Source organism: Pseudonocardia spirodelae, assembly GCF_037727765.1.
In the GTDB taxonomy this organism is placed as follows: Bacteria; Actinomycetota; Actinomycetes; order Mycobacteriales; family Pseudonocardiaceae; genus Pseudonocardia; species Pseudonocardia spirodelae.
Genome location: NZ_JBBJUP010000004.1, coordinates 181117 through 200081 on the forward strand (window position 1 = coordinate 181117; position 18965 = coordinate 200081).

An 18965-nucleotide genomic window follows, 5' to 3' on the forward strand; every position below is an offset into this window, starting at 1 on the left:
TCACGGATCATACGGAGGATCCTCCGTTTCTCGTCCCCCGGCCGGCGCGGCGGCGCATCGACGATGCCGCCACCCGGATCCGGGCAGCCGAAGGGATCTCGCCATGCTGTTCCGCTCCACGACCGACCGATCCCGTCCCGCCGTCCCCGCCGTCCCGCCCGTCGCCGTCGCCGGGGCCGGGACGGCCGCCACCACCGCCGCCGACGTGCTGGCCGGCGTCGACCTCACCGGCCGCCGTGCCGTCGTCACCGGTGCGACCTGCGGCGTCGGGCTCGCCGCCGCCCGCGCCCTGGCCGCTGCCGGGGCCGAGGTCACCCTGGCCGTGCGCGACCTCGACGCCGGCGCCGCCGCCCGCGACGGCATCGTCGCCGACACCGGCAACGAGCACGTCGCCGTCGGCGAGCTCGACCTCGCCGACCAGCGTTCGGTCGCCCGCTTCGTGCGGCTGTGGGACGGGCCCCTGCACATGCTCGTGCACGCCGCCGCCGTCGCCGGGGCGCCGCTCACCCGCACCGTCGACGACTGGGAGCTGCACCTGGCCGTCAACCACCTGGGGCCGGCCTCGCTGACCTCGGGCCTGCACTGGGCGCTGACCGCCGTCGACGGCGCGCGGGTGGTCACCGTCAGCTCCGCCGCGCACCTCGACGCCGCGTTCGACGCCGAGGACCCGCACTTCGCCGGCGGGCGCTACGACGCCCACCTCGCCCACGCCCGCTCCCGTACGGCCGCCCTCCTGCACGCGGTGGAGACCGCGCGCCGGTGGTCCTCGGACGGGATCGCGGTGAACGCGGTCAACCCGGGCCCGTCCGGCCGCGACCCCGAGCAGGGGGCGGCGACCGTGGTGCTGGCCGCGGCGTCGCCGCTGGTCGGGGGCATCAGCGGCCGCTACTTCGAGGACCTCGCCGAGGCGGGGACGGCCGGGGCGGGCGCGACGCGCGGGGTCGCCGCGCACGCACTCGACCCGGTGGCGGCCCGCCGGGTGCACCGCTGGACCGAGCGCACGCTGCGCGAGGTCTGGTTCGCCGGGCTGCCGATCGTCGCCTGACCCGCCGCGCGCGTGCGTGGTCCCCGGGGGGACGGGGACCACGCACGGGCGCCGGGGCCGGCTAGTGGCGCAGCCACACCGCGGTGTCCGCGGGGACCTCGTCGCGGACGGTGAGCGGGCCGCTGGACAGCATCACCTCGGCGTCCTCGGGCAGTGACACCGGTGCGGAGGAGACGTTCACCAGGCAGGTGAAGCCGTCGTCGCCGTCGTCGGAGGTCCGGTCGAAGGCCAGGGTGCCCTCCGGCGAGGTCCGCCAGGCCAGGGCGCCGCCGCCGAGGGCCGGGTGCGCGCGGCGCAGGGCCAGCGCGTCGCGGTAGAGGTGCAGCACCGAGTCCGGGTCGGCCTCCTGCGCGTCCGCGGCGTGCGCGGCGAACACCCCCGGCTGGGGCAGCCACGCGGGGCCGCCGAAGCCGAAGCTCGGCTCGCCGGCCGCCCACGGCAGCGGGACGCGGCAGCCGTCGCGCCCGCGCAGGGTGTGCCCGGACAGCTCCCAGGTCGGGTCGTCGAGCTGCTCGACCGGGATGTCCTCGACCTCGGGCAGCCCGAACTCCTCGCCCTGGTAGAGGTACGCGGTCCCGGGCAGCGCCAGCATCAGCAGGGTCGCCGCGCGGGCCCGGCGCAGGCCGAGCGCGGGGTCGGCGGGCAGGTCCAGCACGTCGTCGAGGTTCCAGCCGCGCCCGGCCTCGGGCTTGCGCGCGAGCCGGCTGGGGTGGCGGCACACGTCGTGGTTGGACAGCACCCAGGTCGCCGGCGCGCCGACCGCGGTGTTCTCGGCGATCGCGTCGTCGATGTTGGACCGCAGGTCGTCGGCGAGCCACGCCGCGGTCAGGAAGTTGAAGCTGAACGCGGTCTGCAGCTCGTCCGGGCGCAGGTAGCGGGCCAGGCGCTGCGGGTCGGGGACCCACGCCTCGGCGACGAACACCCGCGGCGGGTCGTAGGTGTCGCCGATGCGCCGCCACGACCGGAAGATGTCGTGGATCTCGTCGCGGTCCAGGTAGGGGTGGGTGCCGTCCTGGACGTCGTTGACGCCCTTCACGACGTCGGGCAGCCCGGGCTCCTTGACCATCGAGTTCGCGACGTCGACGCGGAACCCGTCCACGCCCCGGTCGAACCAGAAGCGCAGGGTCTCCTCGAAGTCCGCGCGGACCTCCGGGTGCTCCCAGTTGACGTCGGGCTGCCGGATGTCGAACAGGTGCAGGTACCACTGGCCGTCCGCGACCCGCTCCCAGGCGGGTCCGCCGAACATCGACTCCCAGTTGTTGGGCGGCAGCTCGCCGGACTCCCCGCGGCCGTCGCGGAAGACGTAGCGGGCGCGCTCCGGCGAGCCGGGGCCCGCGGCCAGTGCCGCGCGGAACCACGCGTGCTCGTCGGAGTGGTGGTTCGGGACGATGTCGAGCAGCACCCGGATGCCGCGCTCGTGCGCCTCGGCGATCAGCGCCTCGGCCTGCGCGATGTCGCCGAACATCGGGTTGACCGCCCGGTAGTCGGCCACGTCGTAGCCGCCGTCGGCCAGCGGCGACGGGTACCAGGGGTTGATCCAGATCGCGTCGACGCCGAGGCGGGCGAGGTGGTCGAGCCTGCTGCGCAGCCCGGCGACGTCACCGGTGCCGTCACCGTTCCCGTCGGCGAAGCTGCGGATGTAGACCTGGTAGACGACGGCGTTGCGCCACCAGTCCTGCTCGTGCACGGACATGATGCTCCCGGGTGAGGATCGTCGGGCGGGCGGTGTTGCAGAGTGTTTCATCCGGTTGCAGCCGCTGTCGAGTCACGGGCACGATGCCCCCGTGACGGACGAGCCGGTGCACGAGGTCGTCCGCCGGGCGGGTGTCCGGCGGGTCGCCGAGCTGGCCGGTGTCTCCCCGGCGACGGTGTCGCGTGCGCTGCGCGAGGGCACCCCGGTGTCGCACGGCACCCGCGAGCGGGTCCGCCGCGCCGCCGCCTCCCTCGGCTACACCGTGCCCGTCCGCCCGCTGACCGTCGCGGTGCTCGCGCGCTTCCCGACCCGCTGGTTCTTCGCCGAGGCCGTCGCCGGGGTGGAGTCGGTGCTGTCCGCGGCCGGGCACGTCACCCAGCTGCACAACCTCGGTGACCCGGCGGCGCGGGCGCACTTCTTCGCCACGCTGCCGGTGCGCGGGCGCGCCGACGGGCTGATCGTGGTCGCCTCGGCGATCGACGCGGTCGAGGCCGCCGCGCTGGACGCGCTCGCCGTGCCGGTGGTCGTGCTCGGCGGGGACATGCCGGACCGCCCGCGGATCGGGATCGACGACCGCGCCGCCGCCCGGGCCGCCGTCCGCCACCTGCTCGGGCTGGGGCACGCCGGCGTCGCGCTCGTGTCGTTCGACGCCGCGGTGCCCGACGGCGCCGCCACCACCGCCGACCGGCGCGCCGGCTGGGCCGACGCGCACGCCGAGGCCGGGCGCCCGTGCGGCCCGGTCGTCGTCGCCGGGGCCGGGATCGCCGACGGCGACGAGGCCGCGGCCCGCCTGCTGTCGCTGCCCACCCTGCCCACCGCGGTGTTCGCCATGTCCGACGAGCTCGCGATCGGCGTGCTGCGCACCCTGCGCCGGGCCGGGGTCGACGTGCCGGGGCAGGTGTCGGTCGTCGGGTTCGACGACCACGACTCGGCCGGGGTCGCCGACCTCACCACCGTCGCCCAGCCGGTCCGCCGCCAGGGCGAGCTCGCCGCGCACGCCCTGCTCGCCGCGCTGGCCGGCGACGAGCCGGAGCCGTGCGAGCTGCCCACCCGGCTCGTCGTGCGGGCGACGACGGCGCCGCCGCGCCCGGCCTGACCCGGTCGGCCGACCCCTGTCGCCGGGGCGTGGACCGTGGTTGTCTGACCGTGACGCCACGGGGAGGTCGGTGTGGTCCGGGTCGAGGGGCACTGGCGCAACCGCAGCTGGGTCCGCACGCACTACCGGCACCCGCTGAGCCCGGACGCCGACCAGACGGTGCTCGTGCTTCCGCCCGCCCGTGCGGTGCGCATCGACCTGTCCGCGCACGGCCCGTTCCCGGCCGAGCCGGTCGCCGGCCGGCCGGGGCCCGCCCTGCCCGCGCCCCGGCCGCCGCGCGAACGCTGAGGGGCCGGGCCGCTGCCCGTCCGGGCGGCCGGGTGTCGCGCGCGGGGGGCCACGTCGGAGGATGGGACGGTGCCGAAGCTGATCGAGACCGCCAGCCGGGTCACCGCCGCCGGGACCCCGCCGAAGACCATCGACGAGTACGTGGGCCGGGTGAACTCCGGTGACGCCGCGCTGTCGATGGCCCACATGCGCAGCCCGTCCGGCTGGGCCGAGCCCGGCCAGACCCCCGAGTTCGACGAGTACACCCTCGTCCTGCGCGGCGCGCTGCGCGTGGAGTTCGCCGGCGGCGAGCTCACCGTCGCCGCCGGGCAGGCCGTGCACACCGCGCCGGGGGAGTGGGTGCGCTACAGCTCGCCCGGCCCGGACGGCGCGGAGTACGTCGCCGTCTGCCTGCCGGCGTTCGAGATCGGTGCCGCGCACCGCGACGACGAGGACTGAGATGCGCGCGCGCATCCTGCTGCTCGCCGCCGTCGCCCTGCTGTGCGCCGGGTGCGGCGGGGACCCGCAGTCCGCGGCGACCGGCCCGCGCGCCGCCGCGGCCGCCGACCTCACCGGCGTGCGCTGGCTGCCCGCCGACGGCGCCGCCGGCGGGCGGGCCTACGCCGAGTTCGCCCCCGACGGGACCTGGACCGGCTCCGACGGCTGCAACGGGCAGGGCGGCACCTGGTCGCTGGACGCCGACGGCACGTTCACCGCCACCGCGAACCCGAGCACGCTCATCGGCTGCGAGAACGTGCCGGTCGCGCAGTGGGTGTCGTCCGCGGTCCGGGTCGCCGTCGACGGCGGGGACCTGCTCCTGCAGCGCACCTCCGCCCCGGCGGGTGCGGTCGGGGCGGCCCGGCTGGTCCGCGGCTGAGCCGCGGCCCCGGGCGGACCCGCCTCACCGCGGCAGCGGCAGCCAGTCCAGGACGTCGCGGATCCGCGCGTCCCAGTAGCCCCACTCGTGCTCGCCCGGGCCGAAGGCGGTGGTCACGGCCACCCCGGCGGCCCGGGCGTGCTCGGCCAGGCGCACCGACTGCGGGTGCAGCGGGTCCTCGGTCCCGGCACAGACGTAGAGCGCCGGGGCCGGCCCGCGCAGGCCGTCGAGCAGCGCGAACAGGTCGGCGTCGGTGCCGGCGACCGGGCGGTCGCCGAGGATGCGCTCCCAGATCCGCGGGTCCTCCTCGCGCGGCGGGCCCGCCGCCAGCGCCGCCAGGTCCAGCGCCCCGGACAGCGACGCCGCCGCGGCGAACCGGCCCGGCTCGCGCAGCGCCCAGGCCAGCGCGCCGTAGCCACCCATCGACAGGCCGGCCACGAATGTCCCGGCCGGGTCGGAGGACACCCGGAAGAAACGCGCCACCAGCGCCGGGAGCTCCTCGGTGACCCAGGTGCGGTAGCGGCCGCCGTAGGCCTGGTCGGTGTAGAAGCTGCGGTGCACCTGCGGCATCACCACGGCCAGGCCCAGCTCGTCGGCGTAGCGCTCGACGGCGGTGTAGCGGGTCCAGGCGGTGTCGTCGTCGGACAGCCCGTGCAGCAGGTAGAGCACCGGCGGCGGCGCGTCGAGGTCACGCACGCCCGCCCCGATCCGGGTCCGCGACGGCTGCGGCAGCAGCACCGTGACCGAGGTGGCGAGACCGAGGGAGTCGGCGACGACGTCGCAGCGCAGCCGGGCCATTCCGGCGATACTCGCGGGCGGGTCCGCACGCGGTCAAGGCACACTCGTGGTGTGCACGTCCTGATGTCGACCACCGCCGCGCACGGCCACGTCCACCCGAACCTGCCGGTGATGGCCGAGCTCGTCGCCCGCGGCCACCGCGTCACCTACCCGGTGCCCGAGCGCTTCGCCGAGGCCGTCTCCGCCACGGGCGCGACCGCGCTGCGGATCACCACCGACCTGCCCGACCCGGCGAGGGGCGAGCAGTGGCCCGACGGCGGGATCGAGGCGATGCGGCTGTTCTCCGCCGAGGCCCGCTCGGCCTACGCCCAGATCGCCGACGCGCTGCAGTACGAGAGCCCCGACGTCGTCTGCTACGACGGCTCGGGCTGGGCCGGGCACGCCTTCTCCCGGGTGCGCGGCATCCCGCGGGTGGAGCTGGCCCCGCACATGGTCGCCTGGGACGGCTTCGAGACCGACATGGCCGAGGCGTTCGCCTTCCTCGACGCCCCCGACGGCCTGGCCTGGCGCGCCGAGCTCGACGCCTGGCTCGACGAGGTCGGCGCCGGCGTCGGCAACCGCGAGTTCCTCGGCCGGCCGGACCGCTCGGTCGTGCTGATCCCCGAGGCCATGCAGCCCGAGCTCGACCGGGTGGACCGGGAGCGCTACACCTTCGTCGGCCCGGTCATCGGCGACCGCTCCCACCAGGGGCTCTGGCCGAAGCCGGCGGCCCCGCTGCTGCTGGTGTCGCTGGGCTCGGCCTACACCGACCGGCCCGCGTTCTGGCGTTCCTGCATCGAGGCCATGACCGGGACGGGCTGGCAGACGGTGCTCGCCACCGGGCCGCACGTCTCCCGCGAGGACCTCGGCGAGATCCCCGACGACGTCGTGGTCCGCGAGTGGGTGCCGCAGCTGGCGGTGCTGGCCCACGCGTCGGCGTTCGTCACCCACGCCGGGATGGGCGGGGCCACCGAGGGTCTCTGGCACGGTGTCCCGATGGTCGCGGTGCCCCAGGCCGTCGACCAGTTCGGCAACGCCGACCGGATCGCCGCGCTCGGCGTCGGCGAGCACCTGCCCGCGGGGCAGGTCACGGCCGAGACGCTGCGTGCCGCGGTGCTGCGGGTGTCCTCGTCCGACGCCGTCGCCGCCCGGTGCGCCGAGGAGAAGGCCACCGCCCGCGCCGCCGGCGGGGCCCCGGCCGCGGCCGACGTGATCGAGTCGCTGGTGCCGAACGCGCTCTGCGCCGCCTGCGCGCTCGTCGGAGGGTGCGGCGGGAGGCGCTGACTGCTCCGTTCGGGGCACCGACGGGCGTGGCGATTGTGGACACAGCGTTGCGAATGGCAACGTCGTGCCTCTCGGTCGGGGGACGGGCGCAGGCGCCCGGAGAGGTGGAGCCGTGCGCAGGACGATCACCACGCTGCTCGTCGCCGTCGGGGTGGTGCTCGGCACGGCCGGACCGGCCGCCGCGGCCACGCCGGCCGCGCCCCCGGCCCCCGCGCCGGCGATCACCTGGGGGCCGTGCAGCAGCCCGTCGCTGGCCCAGGCCAAGGCCGAGTGCGGGTTCCTGAAGGTCCCGCTCGACCACGCGAGACCGGCCGGGAAGCAGATCGAGATCGCGGTGTCGCGGGTGCGCCACACCGTGCCCGACGCGCAGTACCAGGGCGTCATGCTGGTCAACCCGGGCGGACCCGGCGGCCCGGGGCTCGGGCTGTCCCGGCTCGGCGGTGCCGTCCCGAAGAACGCCGGCGCGGCCTACGACTGGATCGGCTTCGACCCGCGCGGCGTCGGCACCAGCCGTCCCGCACTGAGCTGCGACGCCGGCTACGGCGGCTACGCCCGGCCGGACTACCGGCCGGAGAACGGCGCGGAGAAGGCGTGGCTGCCGAAGGCGAAGGCCTACGCCCGCGCGTGCGGCGCGGCCGGCGGCGACCTGCTCGCGCACGTCCGCACCGAGGACACCGTCCGTGACATGGACCTGATCCGCCGGGCCCTGGGCGCGAAGCAGATCAACTACTACGGCTTCTCCTACGGCACGATGCTCGGCCAGGTCTACGCCACGATGTTCCCGGGCGCGGTCCGCCGGATGGTCCTCGACGGCGTCGTGGACCCCCGCGACTGGTGGTACCGGGCCAACCTCAACCAGGACGTCGCGTTCCAGCGCAACATCGAGACCTTCTTCGACTGGGTCGCCAAGAACGACGCGACCTACCACCTCGGCAACACCGGCGACGCCGTCGAGAAGCGCTTCGGGACGCTGTACGAGAAGTTCCGGAAGGCGCCGCTCGGCGGGCGGATCGGCTCCGCGGAGTGGACCGACATCTTCCTGCGCGCCGGCTACAACGTCGGCGAGTACACCACCGTGGCGGAGGCGTTCGTCGCCGGCACGAAGTCCGACGCCGCCGCCCTGAAGGCCGCCTACGACCAGGCCGGATCGCCGACCGACGACAACAACTACGCGATGTACCTCGCGACCCAGTGCACCGACGCCCCGTTCCCCACCGACTGGGCCACCTGGAAGCGCGACAACACCGCGACCGACCGCACGGCGCCGTTCGAGACCTGGGGCAACGCCTGGTACAACGCGCCCTGCCGGGACTGGCCGGTGAAGCCCGGGCCCGCCCCGAAGGTGGAGGGCACGCTCAGGACCGGCCCGCTGCTGATCTCCGAGACCTACGACGGCGCCACCCCCTACTCCGGTGCGCTGCAGGCCCGGCGGACCTTCCCCGGCTCGGCGCTGATCGAGGGCGTCGGCGGGCACACCCACTCGTCGTCGCTGTCGGGGATCGCCTGCACCGACGACACCGTCGCCGACTACCTGCTCACCGGCGCGCTGCCGAAGCGCACCGGCGGGGACCGCTCGGACAAGCAGTGCCCGCCGCTGCCGCCGCCGGACCCCGCCGCGGCCGGCGGGTGAGCCGGGCTCAGGCCACCAGCAGGAGCACGAGCGGCACCGGGAGGGCCACGAGCACCAGCAGCACCGCGTTGACCACCCGGTACTCGCGCAGGACGGCGACGAACTCGCGCAGCACCGCGCTGGGCCAGTAGTACCCGGCGGTCGGCGCCCCGACGGCGTGGGCGTCGACCCCGAGCCGGCGGGCGAGCAGCGCCGCGCGGAACGCGTGGTAGTTGCTGGTCACGACGATGCCGGGACCGTCGCCGACCAGCGCCGCGCCGAAGCGCAGGTTCTCCTCGGTGGTGCGCGACGCGGTCTCGGTGCGCAGCACCGCGGGGTCGGCGCCGTGCGCGGCCGCCCAGCGGGCCATCGCCTCGCCCTCGGCGAGCCGCTCGTCGTCGCCCTTGCCGCCGGACAGCACCAGCCGTCCGGCGCCGCGGCGGTCGAGCTCGGCCATCCCGGTCGCGATCCGCGACGCGAGCAGCGGTGGCACCTCGCTGCCGTGCAGCCCCGACCCGAGCACGAGCACCCAGTCGGCGGGCCGGTCGCGGACCAGCCACCGGTACAGCCGGGCGTAGCCCAGGAACGCGGCGAACTGGAACGCCAGGAACGCGGCGGCGAGCAGGCAGGCCAGCCACAGGGCGCGCAGCCACAGCCGGTCCAGCGCCAGCACCGGCCAGGCCGCGACGAGCAGCCCGACGATCCCCAGCCCGGTCAGCAGCGACAGCGAGTTCCCCGGCGTGAACCGTTCCCGGCGCAGCATCACCGCGCCGTTGAGCAGGCAGAACACCGCGAAGACCACGGTGAGCAGCGGGGAGAGCACCACGACCAGCGCGATCGCGCCGGCCACCGGGTTCCCGCCGGCACCGGCGAGACCGAGCACCCAGCCGAGGAGCAGCGCCGAGGCGAGCAGCCAGTAGGCGTTGCCGAGCCGGCGCGGGTCGCGCCGCACCCGGCGCACGGTCAGCGTGGTGACGACCAGCGCGAGGACGATCGGCACCACCACCAGCGCGGTGGCGGTCAGCAGGGTCGGCGCGGTGTCGGTCATGGTCCGCCGATCCTGGTGCCCGCCACGGTGGTGCGCGCCGCGCCGGCCGGGCCTCACCCGGCCGTGGCGGCCGGCGGTCGTCGCGGCGCGCCGGGCCGGGTCCCCGCCCGCCGCGGTGATCGGAGAGGATGGCCCCACTGTGTCGTCCCTCTTCTCGCCGACGGTGCGTGTCCCCGGTGGCCGGTTCAGGCCGGACCCGCCGGTGCCGGCGCGCGACGTCGCACGCGCCGACCGCCGGGTCCGCCGCGCGTCCGGCGTGCTCGCGGGGCTGGCGGTGCTGCTCGTCCTGGCCTGGTGGGTCGACGGCGGCGGCCTCACCGGTCTCGTCGAGGGCGGCTCCCGCGCGGTCGCCGAGTGCGGACGGCTGTGCGGGCTGCTTGCGTCGCTGCTGCTGCTCGGGCAGGTGCTGCTCGCCGCCCGGGTCCCGGTCCTGGAGCACGCGTTCGGGCAGCGGCACCTCATCGCGCTGCACCGCGGCACGGGCGTCGCGTCGTTCGCCGGGATGCTGGGCCACGTCGGGTGCGCCAGCTGGGCGCACGGCAGCGGCGGGCCGGGCGGGGTGCCCGACGGGTTCTGGCTGCTGACCCGGACCTGGCCCGGGATGGCGGCCGCGTCGCTGGGCACGGCGCTCGTCGTGCTCGTGGTCGTCACCAGTGCCCGGTGGCTGCGCACCCGGCTGCGCTACGAGTGGTGGCACCTGCTGCACCTGTGGGGCTACGCCGGGGTGTTCCTGGCGCTGCCGCACCAGCTCTGGGCCGGGCGGGAGTTCACCTCCTCACCGCTGCGGACGGTCTTCTGGTGGGGGCTGTGGGGTGCCGCGGTGGCCGCCGTCGCCGTCTGGCGGATCGCGGTGCCGATCGTGCGCTCGCGCCGGCACCGGATCACCGTCGCCGCGGTGCTCCCCGAGGGCGACGGCAGCGTCTCGGTGCACATGACCGGTGAGCGGCTGCGCGAGCTGGGTGCCTCGGCCGGGCAGTTCTTCGTGTGGCGCTTCCGGTCCGGGCGCGGCTGGCCCGCGGGCAACCCGTACTCGCTGTCGGCGCCGCCGACGAAGCGGACGCTGCGGATCACCGTCAAGCAGCTCGGCGACGGCAGCGCGGCGGTGCCGAACCTGCGCCAGGGCACCCGGGTCTACATCGAGGGCCCGTACGGCCGGCTGACCCCGCGCACCCGCACCAGCCCGCGGGTCGCCCTGATCGGCGCCGGGGTCGGCATGACCCCGCTGCGGGCGCTGGCGGAGAAGTTCCTCAACGAGTCCGCCGACGTCGTCGTGCTGCACCGCTTCACCCGCGAGCCGCTGTTCGCGCGCGAGTTCCTGCGCCTGGCCCGGGAGCGGAAGCTGCACGTCGTGGCGTCGCCGGGGCGCCGCCGGGGGCCCGACTCGTGGTGGGGCGCCGACGCGGGCCGCGTCGACGACCTCGCGGCGCTGCGCGCCCGGATCCCCGACATCGCCGTGCGCGAGGTGTACGTCTGCGGGCCCGGCCGCTGGACGGCGATGGTGCGCCGCACCGTGCTCGCGGCCGGGGTGCCGGAGCGCCGGGTGCACGTCGAGAACTTCGGCTGAGCGCCTCAGCGGGCCAGGCGCTGCAGCAGCGCCATCACCTCGCCGAGGGTCGTCTCGACCACGCGCAGGCGGTGGGCGTCCGCGGCGCCCGGCGGGAGCGGGGCGCCCGCCGTCCCCGGGGTGCGCCGGGGCAGCGACGGGAGCGGCTCCGCCGGGCCGCCGGAGGTCGCGGGCCCGGCGGCCGACGGGGTACCGGCGGCGTCCGTGGCGGCGCCGCGGCCGTCCGCCGCGGCGGGCGCCGGCGCGACGCGGGGGCCGGCGCCGGACGCCGGCTCCAGCGCGTCGAGACGCTCCAGGGCCGCGCGCAGCGTGGCCTCGGCGCTGTCGGCGCGGACGGTCTCGCGGCGGCCCTGCTCCACCAGCCGCGCGACCCAGCTCGCCCACGCGTCCACCTCGGCGCGCCGGTAGCCCCAGGGCGCGGTGCCGAACACCGGGGGAGTCGCGTCCCCGTCCGGCACCGGCACCCCGGTGTCGTCGCGTTCCGTGCTCACCGCGCCCCGTCCTGTCACCACGGGGTCAGTCAACTGCTCCGATCCGGTGCCGCGCGACCGCGAACTGCGGAGAGTGGTCACCCGATCGGCGAACGGTGATCACGGACGGTCGAACGGCGCCGGGCCCCGTCCGGTGTGGACGGAGCCGGCGCCGTCGTCGCCGTGGTCGCGCCCGGCTCAGGCCAGGTGGACGTACTCGTAGTCGAAGGGCTTGCCGTTGATCCCGTTCGACGGCGGCGCGATCCAGCCCGCGATCCGGCCGGGCTCGTAGACCGGGCGCATGAGGTTCTGCACGAACGTCCGGTCCGCCTCCGACGGCAGCCAGTCGTCCCGGCGGGTCTCCCACACCTCGGAGGAGATCAGGTCGCCCTTCGGCGTGAGCCGGTGGCCGGAGAACAGGCCGACCTCGCGGTTGAACCCGACGTGCGGCAGGTACACGCGCTGGTCGAAGCCGTTCTTCTCCAGGATCCGGTTCCAGCGCTTCACCCCCGAGCCGCAGTCCTTCACGTACTCGTTGCGCAGGTCGAGGTTCAGCGCGAGCAGCGCCGGGACCTCGTCGGTGACGACGGCGCCGTCGCGGACCTGCTCCATGCCGTAGCCGTCGTCGGTCAGCACGTGGTCGTCGGAGCGGCGCTCCTCCTGCCAGCGGCCCTTGAGCCCGGCGGTGAAGTAGTTCGCCGCGTTCGTGGACTGCTCGGAGCCGAACAGGTCGAGGCTGACCGAGTAGTGGAAGTTGATGTACTTCTGGATCACGTCCAGCGGGACGCCGCCGTGCGGGGCGATGTCGGTCGTGTCGTGCTCGCGCATCAGCTCGCAGGTCCGCTGGACCACGCGGTCGATGCCGGTGGTGCCCACGAACATGTGGTGGGCCTCCTCCTTCAGCATGAACTCGCAGGTGCGCGACAGCGGGTCGAACGCGGACTCCTTCAGCGTCCCGAGCTGGTACTTGCCGTCCCGGTCGGTGAAGTAGGTGAACATGTAGAAGCTCAGCCAGTCCGGGGTCTCCTCGTTGAACGCGCCGAGGATGCGGGGGCTGTCGAGGTCGCCGGAGTTGCGCTGCAGCAGCGCCTCGGCCTCCTCGCGGCCGTTGCGCCCGAAGTAGGCGTGCAGCAGGTACACCATCGCCCAGAGGTGGCGGCCCTCCTCCACGTTGACCTGGAACAGGTTGCGCAGGTCGTAGAGGCTCGGCGCGGTCTCGCCGAGGCGGCGCTGCTGCTCCACCGACGCCGGCTCGGTGTCGCCCTGGATGACGATGAGCCGCTGCAGGTCGGCGCGGTACTCACCGGGGACCTGCTGCCAGACGGGCTCGCCGCGGTTCTCGCCGAACGCGATGCGGCGGTCGTCGCTGCGCTCGGACAGGAACACGCCCCAGCGGTACTCCTCCATCGCGACGTGGCCGAACTGCGCCCAGCCCTCCTTGCCGACGTCGACGGCGGTGCGCAGGTAGACGTCCTGGGTCGGCACGGCCGGGCCCATCGTCTTCCACCAGGTCAGGAAGTTCGGCTGCCAGGACTCCAGCGCGCGCTGCAGCTTGCGGTCCCCGGCGAGGTCGACGTTGTTCGGGATCTTCTCGGAGTAGTCGATGCTCATGGCTCACACCCGCTTGCGGTCGAAGTCGGCCCTGCGGCCCGTCCCGTACTTGCGCAGCGCGCCCTCCGGCCCGGAGGCGTTGGGGCGCACGAAGATCCAGTTCTGCCAGGCGGTGAGCCGGCCGAAGATGCGGCTCTCCATCGTCTCCGGCCCGACGAACCGGTGGTTGGCCTCCATCCCGGTCAGCGCGTCGGGCGAGAGCGAGGCCCGCTCCTCGAGCATGATCCGGACCTCGTCGTCCCAGTCGATGTCGTCCGGGGCGTCGGTGACCAGGCCCAGCTCCAGTGCCTCGCGCGCCTCGATCCGGCGCCCGGCCTCCTGCCGGAGCTTGGCGACGTGGTCGTCGTCGCCGTAGAAGCGCGACGCCAGCCGGGTGAGCCCGTTCGGCATCGGGAAAGCGCCGAAGTTGCTCGCCGAGAGCATGATCTGGGCCTCGTCGCCCTGCTCGTCGCCCTCCACGGTGCCGTCGAGCATGTACTGGCGGTCGCAGGCCAGCGCCAGCTCCAGCAGCGCCCCGGCGAAGCAGGAGCCCGGCTCGATCAGCGCGATCAGGCTGCGGCTGGTGACGTCGAGGCGCTTGAGCGTCCGCTTGAAGTAGTGGCGGATCTCGTCGACCAGCCAGTCGCTGCCGGAGTGCGTCTCGATGACGCGCTCGAAGGCCAGCGCGTCCTCGACGTCGCCGCGGGTGCGGATCACCCAGGTCCCGAGCGCGGGCTCGTTGCTGCGCAGCCGCAGGACCAGGTCGTCGAGCTGGCGGGTCATGGCCAGCGGCCAGAAGTCCGCACCGAGGGCGTGGACGCGCTCGATGCTCTCCGGGACACCGCCCTCCGGGCCGTCGATGGTGATCTCGACCAGGCCGCGGTCGCGGTCGAACTCCGCGCGCACGTGCGGGTAGGTGAGGGCGTCGGCGGTCTCGGTCCGCTGCAGCGGCGGCAGCTCGATGCCCTCGCCCCCGGCCGGGCGCGACGACGCGGCCGCGGCCTCGGCGGCCCGCTCGGCGACCGTCTCGTCCCACCGGCGCTTGGGGATCACCTCGTCGACGAGCTTCCACTCCACGGCCTGCGTGCCGCCGAAGCCCTCGGACTTCGTCGCGAACACGTCGGCGCGGTCCTTGCGGACGCGCCGCTTGTCGGTGACGCGGGTCAGCCCGCCGGTGCCGGGCAGCACGCCCAGCAGCGGGACCTCGGGCAGCGCGACGGTGGAGGAGTTGTCGTCGATCAGCAGGATGCGCTCGCAGGCCAGCGCCATCTCGTAGCCGCCGCCTGCGGCGGTGCCGTTGACCGCGGCGATCCAGGTCTGGCCGGAGTGCGCGGTCGCGTCCTCGATGCCGTTGCGGGTCTCGTTGGTGAACTTGCAGAAGTTCACCTTCCACGGGTGCGAGGACCCGGCGAGCATCCGGATGTTGGCGCCCGCGCAGAAGTTGCGGTCCTTCGCGCTGGTGAGCACCACGGCCCGGACCTGCGGGTGGGTGAAGCGCAGGCGCTGGGTGATGTCGTAGAGCTCGATGTCGACGCCGAGGTCGTAGCTGTTCATCTTCAGCTCGTAGCCCTCGACCAGGCCGCCGGCCTCGTCGACGTCGAGCCGGACGTAGGCGACGGCCGGGTCGTCCGCGTCGATCTCCAGCCGCCAGTGCCGGTAGGACGACGGGTCCCGGTCGAAGTCCACCCGAGGGGTGTCGGCGCCGTCCGGGTCGACGGACGGGTCTGCACTGCTCATGGACTCCGCTCCTCCTCGCGTCGTTGCGGTCGTCAAAGACTACAGCGAAGTGACGTCGCGACGGAAGAGTGTGGAGTGTTCGCGATCACGGACGGCGCCCCCCGACCCGGCGTTCGCGACCGCGACGGGCTTCCCGCGTTCCGCCCCGGGGCCCGCGCCGCCCGGGCACGATCCCGCTCGTGCACCGACTCCGGCGCGCGGGTGCGGCCCTCGCCGCCGCGTCCCTGTCCCTGCTCGCCGGCTGCGGCGGGGCGACCGCCGTCGCCCCGGCCGCGGACCTGTCCGCCCCGCCCTGCTCCCTCGTCCCGGACGGCGAGCTCGCCGGGCTCGGCCTGACCGGCCCCGACCGGGCCACCGGGCAGCCCGCGCCGAGCTGCAGCTGGGACACCGCGGGCAGCGGGGGCGGCGCGGCCGGGTTCTCCGTCACGGTCCCGACCGTGCTGTTCGTCGCCGCGCAGCCCGGGGCCTACGACGCGGCGCTCGACCAGCTGCGGGCCGGGGGCGCCCTCACCGAGGACCCCCTGGACGGGCGCCGCGCCGCCACCGGCGGGGCCGGGGGCGCCTGCCTGGCGGTCGTCGACACCGGGTCGGGGGCGCTGTCGGTGGTCAGCGGCGCCACGCCGGACCCGTGCGGCGCGGCCCGCCGGATCCTCGCGGCGGCGCTGCGGACCGCGACGGCCTGACCGTCAGCCCCGGTTCTGCACCAGATCGGCCGGGACCTGCTTGCGCAGCTCGCCGACGTCGTTGCGGGCGAAGCCGCGCGCGGTGAGCCAGGCGGTGACCGGCTCGGGGTCGGGGTGGCCGTGCGGCACGACGTTGTAGAGGTAGTTCAGCCGCCGCCGGCCGGCCTCGGCCTCCAGGCGCGCCAGCACGAAGGAGCCCACCCCGGTGTGCCGGGCCGCGGGGGCGACGAGGACGAGGATCTCGGCGTCGCCCCACGTGCCGTCGAGCCTGCCGTAGGCCACGGTCGCGCCGCCGGTGTCCTCGACGCGCCACCACTCGTCGCCGAGCGGGTCGCCCTCGCCGGGCCTGCCGAGGCCGAACAGCGCGGGGTCGAGCCCGTCGAGCACCCGGGCCTTGCGGTCGTCCCAGGTCGCGGGGGTCTCCGGGATCCAGTCCCACGTCTGCACGCCGGCCTCCTCGCCGTCGGTGTATCCGGTGAGTGAACCCCGGCGGGGCCGCCCGGGTCGAGCGATCGTCCTACATCGAGACACCGCCCACGGTCCTCAGACCACGGCCTCCGGGTCGCCGGGGCCCGCGGTGGCCCCCGGCAGCGCGGCGGCGTGCGCGCGCAGCCGGTAGCGCTGGATCTTCCCGGTGGGCGTCTTGGGCAGCTCGTCGACGGTGATCACCGCGCGCGGCCGCTTGAACGCGGCCAGCCCGTCACGGCAGAACGCGACGAGCTCGCCCTCCGACGGCGCCGCGGCCGGGTCGCGGGGCACGACGAACGCCACCGGCTTGTCCAGCCCGTCGTCGTCGGGGATCCCGACGACGACCGCCTCCGCGAGCCCGGGGTGTTCCAGCAGCCGCGTCTCGACCTCGCCGGGGGAGACCCAGATGCCGCCGACCTTGAGGACGTCGTCGGCGCGGCCCAGGCAGGTCCACGACCCGTCCTCGCCGCGGACGTACTGGTCGCCGGTGCGCATCCAGCGACCCTGGAACACGGCCCGGTTGACCTCGGTGCGGCACCAGTAGCCGGTGCAGACCGAGTCCCCGGCGACGTAGAGCATCCCCTGCTCGCCGGGGCCCTCGATCACGCTGCCGTCGGGGCGGCGCAGCTCGACCTCGTAGCCGGGTACCGGGAACCCGGAGCTGCCCGGGACGACCTCGCCGGGCCGGTTGGAGATGAAGATGTGCAGCGCCTCGGTGGAGCCGATGCCGTCGAGGACCTCGAAGCCGTAGCGGTCCCGGACGCCGTGGAACATCCGCGCGGGCAGCGCCTCGCCCGCCGAGGCACCGCGGCGCACGGTGGCGAACCGGTCGCGCGGCAGGTCGGCGGCGATCATCGGGCCCCAGAAGCTGGGGACGGCGAAGAACAGCGTCGCACCGTGCTCGGCCGCGAGCGTCGAGTACAGCTCGGGGTTCGGCCGCGACGGCTCGAGCACCGCGCAGGCTCCCACCGCGAGGGGGAAGAACATGCTGTTGCCGATGCCGTAGGCGAAGAAGAGCTTCGCGACCGACAGGCACACGTCGTCGCGGCGGATGCCGAGCACCTGCGTGCCGTAGGTGTCGCAGACGAACCGGATGTCGCCGTGGCGGTGCATGGCGCCCTTGGGCTTGCCGGTGGTGCCCGAGGTGTAGAGCCACAGCGCCTGCGACTCCGCCCACGTCGGGTGCGGGTCGGCCAGCGGCTCGGCGCCGGCCAGCAGCGCGTCCCAGGTGAGCGACTCGGCCGCGGTGGTCATCGGGGCCGTGCCGGTGAGCACGACGCGCTCCACGTCCGGGGCGCCGGCGACGGCCTCGGCGAGCTGCGGCGCGAACGCCTCGCCGCCGATCACCGTCGTCGCCCGGGAGTCGTGGACGAGCACGGCGAGCTCGCGGCCGGTCAGCATCGTCGAGCACGGCACGGCGACGGCGCCCGCCCACAGCGTCGCGAGGATCGCGGTGAACAGCTCGACGTCGTCGGGCATGACGAGCAGGACGCGCTGCTCGGGCCGGACCCCGGCGCGGCGCAGCGCCCCGGCGACGAGCCGGACGCGGTCGGTCAGCCCGTCGTAGGTGAGGCTGCCACCGGGGAAGCGGACCGCGGTGCGGTCGCCGTCGCCGGCCCCGACCCGGTCCCGGGTGAGGAACGCGGCGGCGTTGAACCCCTCCGGCCCCGCGTGCAGGGGCGGTGCGGCGGGCACGCCGCCGCCGGTGGGGCGGGCGGTGGGACGACTGCTGTCAGCGCTGACGACATCGGCCATGGTGGGTGGCTCCTGTGCCGGTTCGGGGAGCTGTGATGCTACACACATCCGACGGCGCGTCAACGGTCTGTAGATCGACGACGGCCCGCTGCGGAGCGGCCGGGACCTGCTCCTACGCTCTGGTCCGTGGGGACCCTCGTCAGCTTCCATGCCCATCCCGACGACGAGTCGATCGGCACCGCGGGCACGCTCGCCAAGGCCGCGGCGCTCGGCCACCGCGTCGTCCTCGTCTTCGCCACCCGTGGCGAGCTCGGCGAACCCGTGCCCGGCGTGCTCGCCGAGGGGGAGCAGCTGCCGGTGCGCCGCTCCGCGGAGTGCCACGAGTCGGCGCGCGTGCTCGGCGTCGCCCGCGTGGAGTTCCTGGGCTACGTCGACTCCGGGATGATGGGCGAGGCGACCAACGACGCCCCCTACTGCTTCTGGCGGGCCCCGGTGGAGCACGCGGCCAAGCGGCTCGCGCTGATCCTCGAGGAGGAGGAGGCCGACGTCCTCACCACCTACGACGACAACGGCGGCTACGGCCACCCCGACCACATCCAGGTCCACCGCGTCGGCGCCCGGGCGGGCGAGCTCGCCGGCGTCCCGGTCGTCGCGCAGAACACCACCAACCGCGACTGGCTGATGCGCGGGATGCGCGGGCTGCGGGCCGAGCGCGGCGCGGACTGGGAGATGCCCGAGATCCCCGACGACGGCTCGTTCGGCAAGCCCGAGTCCGAGATCACCCACCGGGTCGAGGCCGTCGAGTACGCCGAGACCAAGCGGGCCTCGATGCGCGCGCACGCCAGCCAGATGGGTCCCGACCACTTCATGCTGACCATGCCCGACCCGGTCTTCGCGATGGGTCTGGGCACCGAGTTCTACATCGTCGACGCCCAGCCCAACCCGGCCACGGCGCCGGAGGTCTGGACCGAGGTCTTCGAACCGCTCCGGTGACACCGGCCGCCCCGACGTGGTGATCGTGGCGAACGCCGCCCTGGTTGAGCGGCCGGGGGGTGTCGGTTC

At 75.2% G+C, this 18965-nt stretch carries 18 protein-coding genes; 10 read left to right on the plus strand and 8 right to left on the minus strand.

Annotated elements, in window-relative coordinates; all coding sequences use genetic code 11:
* Positions 1–103: 103 nt before the first annotated feature.
* Positions 104–1045: an SDR family NAD(P)-dependent oxidoreductase gene (locus WJX68_RS06510; RefSeq protein WP_340287009.1), complete on the plus strand. Its 942-nt coding sequence runs from the start codon at positions 104–106 to the stop codon at positions 1043–1045.
* Between the two features lie 61 nt (positions 1046–1106).
* Here the strand turns inward: WJX68_RS06510 and WJX68_RS06515 are convergent, their stop codons facing one another.
* Complete coding sequence (locus WJX68_RS06515; RefSeq protein WP_340287010.1) at positions 1107–2738, minus strand: glycoside hydrolase family 13 protein; 1632 nt, start codon at positions 2736–2738, stop codon at positions 1107–1109.
* Positions 2739–2829: 91 nt separating this feature from the next.
* Here WJX68_RS06515 and WJX68_RS06520 point away from each other — a divergent pair, with 91 nt between their 5' ends.
* The 4 genes from WJX68_RS06520 to WJX68_RS06535 all read left to right on the plus strand — a co-directional run bounded on the left by WJX68_RS06520 (position 2830) and on the right by WJX68_RS06535 (position 4978).
* The gene (locus WJX68_RS06520) at positions 2830–3834 is read left to right on the plus strand and encodes a LacI family DNA-binding transcriptional regulator (RefSeq protein ID WP_340287011.1); all 1005 of its coding nucleotides are present in this window, start codon (positions 2830–2832) and stop codon (positions 3832–3834) included.
* Between the two features lie 72 nt (positions 3835–3906).
* Entirely contained in the window at positions 3907–4122 is a 216-nt protein-coding gene (locus WJX68_RS06525) for a hypothetical protein (RefSeq protein WP_340287013.1), read from the plus strand.
* 69 nt (positions 4123–4191) lie between these two features.
* Positions 4192–4560, plus strand: a complete 369-nt coding sequence (locus tag WJX68_RS06530) for a cupin domain-containing protein (protein WP_340287015.1) — start codon at positions 4192–4194, stop codon at positions 4558–4560.
* Position 4561: 1 nt separating this feature from the next.
* Positions 4562–4978 carry an META domain-containing protein gene (locus WJX68_RS06535; protein WP_340287016.1) on the plus strand — a complete coding sequence of 139 codons (417 nt, stop codon included), beginning with the start codon at positions 4562–4564 and terminating at the stop codon, positions 4976–4978.
* Between the two features lie 24 nt (positions 4979–5002).
* Here WJX68_RS06535 and WJX68_RS06540 read toward each other — a convergent pair whose 3' ends face one another.
* Positions 5003–5776, minus strand: a complete 774-nt coding sequence (locus WJX68_RS06540) for an alpha/beta hydrolase (RefSeq protein WP_340287017.1) — start codon at positions 5774–5776, stop codon at positions 5003–5005.
* Positions 5777–5827: 51 nt separating this feature from the next.
* On the opposite strand from WJX68_RS06540, the gene WJX68_RS06545 reads away from it, so the two are divergent.
* Entirely contained in the window at positions 5828–7039 is a 1212-nt protein-coding gene (locus WJX68_RS06545) for a macrolide family glycosyltransferase (RefSeq protein ID WP_340287019.1), read from the plus strand.
* A 112-nt stretch (positions 7040–7151) separates the two neighbouring features.
* Positions 7152–8669 carry an alpha/beta hydrolase gene (locus tag WJX68_RS06550; protein WP_340287021.1) on the plus strand — a complete coding sequence of 506 codons (1518 nt, stop codon included), beginning with the start codon at positions 7152–7154 and terminating at the stop codon, positions 8667–8669.
* 7 nt (positions 8670–8676) lie between these two features.
* Here WJX68_RS06550 and WJX68_RS06555 read toward each other — a convergent pair whose 3' ends face one another.
* Positions 8677–9696 (minus strand): YdcF family protein, encoded by a 1020-nt coding sequence (locus WJX68_RS06555; protein ID WP_340287023.1) that lies wholly within the window; start codon positions 9694–9696, stop codon positions 8677–8679.
* Positions 9697–9898: 202 nt separating this feature from the next.
* Here WJX68_RS06555 and WJX68_RS06560 point away from each other — a divergent pair, with 202 nt between their 5' ends.
* Positions 9899–11260 (plus strand): ferredoxin reductase family protein, encoded by a 1362-nt coding sequence (locus WJX68_RS06560; protein WP_340287025.1) that lies wholly within the window; start codon positions 9899–9901, stop codon positions 11258–11260.
* A 5-nt stretch (positions 11261–11265) separates the two neighbouring features.
* On the opposite strand, the gene WJX68_RS06565 is transcribed toward WJX68_RS06560, so the two are convergent.
* From WJX68_RS06565 to boxC, 3 genes are all read right to left on the minus strand, one after another.
* Positions 11266–11751 (minus strand): hypothetical protein, encoded by a 486-nt coding sequence (locus WJX68_RS06565; RefSeq protein WP_340287027.1) that lies wholly within the window; start codon positions 11749–11751, stop codon positions 11266–11268.
* 177 nt (positions 11752–11928) lie between these two features.
* Positions 11929–13341 (minus strand): benzoyl-CoA 2,3-epoxidase subunit BoxB, encoded by a 1413-nt coding sequence (boxB, locus tag WJX68_RS06570; RefSeq protein WP_340287029.1) that lies wholly within the window; start codon positions 13339–13341, stop codon positions 11929–11931.
* A 3-nt stretch (positions 13342–13344) separates the two neighbouring features.
* Entirely contained in the window at positions 13345–15057 is a 1713-nt protein-coding gene (gene boxC, locus WJX68_RS06575) for a 2,3-epoxybenzoyl-CoA dihydrolase (protein WP_340287031.1), read from the minus strand.
* A gap of 179 nt (positions 15058–15236) precedes the next feature.
* Here boxC and WJX68_RS06580 point away from each other — a divergent pair, with 179 nt between their 5' ends.
* The gene (locus WJX68_RS06580; protein ID WP_340287033.1) at positions 15237–15740 is read left to right on the plus strand and encodes a DUF3558 family protein; all 504 of its coding nucleotides are present in this window, start codon (positions 15237–15239) and stop codon (positions 15738–15740) included.
* A 3-nt stretch (positions 15741–15743) separates the two neighbouring features.
* Here WJX68_RS06580 and WJX68_RS06585 read toward each other — a convergent pair whose 3' ends face one another.
* Together WJX68_RS06585 and WJX68_RS06590 are read right to left on the minus strand one after the other, a co-directional pair.
* The gene (locus tag WJX68_RS06585) at positions 15744–16187 is read right to left on the minus strand and encodes a GNAT family N-acetyltransferase (RefSeq protein WP_340287034.1); all 444 of its coding nucleotides are present in this window, start codon (positions 16185–16187) and stop codon (positions 15744–15746) included.
* Positions 16188–16283: 96 nt separating this feature from the next.
* Positions 16284–17885: a benzoate-CoA ligase family protein gene (locus WJX68_RS06590; protein ID WP_422785666.1), complete on the minus strand. Its 1602-nt coding sequence runs from the start codon at positions 17883–17885 to the stop codon at positions 16284–16286.
* 204 nt (positions 17886–18089) lie between these two features.
* On the opposite strand from WJX68_RS06590, the gene WJX68_RS06595 reads away from it, so the two are divergent.
* Complete coding sequence (locus WJX68_RS06595) at positions 18090–18896, plus strand: PIG-L family deacetylase (RefSeq protein WP_340287038.1); 807 nt, start codon at positions 18090–18092, stop codon at positions 18894–18896.
* Positions 18897–18965: the final 69 nt, after the last annotated feature.

Excerpts from the sequence above, each read along its gene's own strand:
- WJX68_RS06510 (WP_340287009.1), top strand. The coding sequence starts at position 104 with ATGCTGTTCCGCTCCACGACCGACCGATCCCGTCCCGCCGTCCCCGCC.
- WJX68_RS06515 (WP_340287010.1), bottom strand. The coding sequence starts at position 2,738 with ATGTCCGTGCACGAGCAGGACTGGTGGCGCAACGCCGTCGTCTACCAG.
- WJX68_RS06535 (WP_340287016.1), top strand. The coding sequence starts at position 4,562 with ATGCGCGCGCGCATCCTGCTGCTCGCCGCCGTCGCCCTGCTGTGCGCC.
- WJX68_RS06540 (WP_340287017.1), bottom strand. The coding sequence starts at position 5,776 with ATGGCCCGGCTGCGCTGCGACGTCGTCGCCGACTCCCTCGGTCTCGCC.
- WJX68_RS06555 (WP_340287023.1), bottom strand. The coding sequence starts at position 9,696 with ATGACCGACACCGCGCCGACCCTGCTGACCGCCACCGCGCTGGTGGTG.
- boxB (WP_340287029.1), bottom strand. The coding sequence starts at position 13,341 with ATGAGCATCGACTACTCCGAGAAGATCCCGAACAACGTCGACCTCGCC.
- boxC (WP_340287031.1), bottom strand. The coding sequence starts at position 15,057 with ATGAGCAGTGCAGACCCGTCCGTCGACCCGGACGGCGCCGACACCCCT.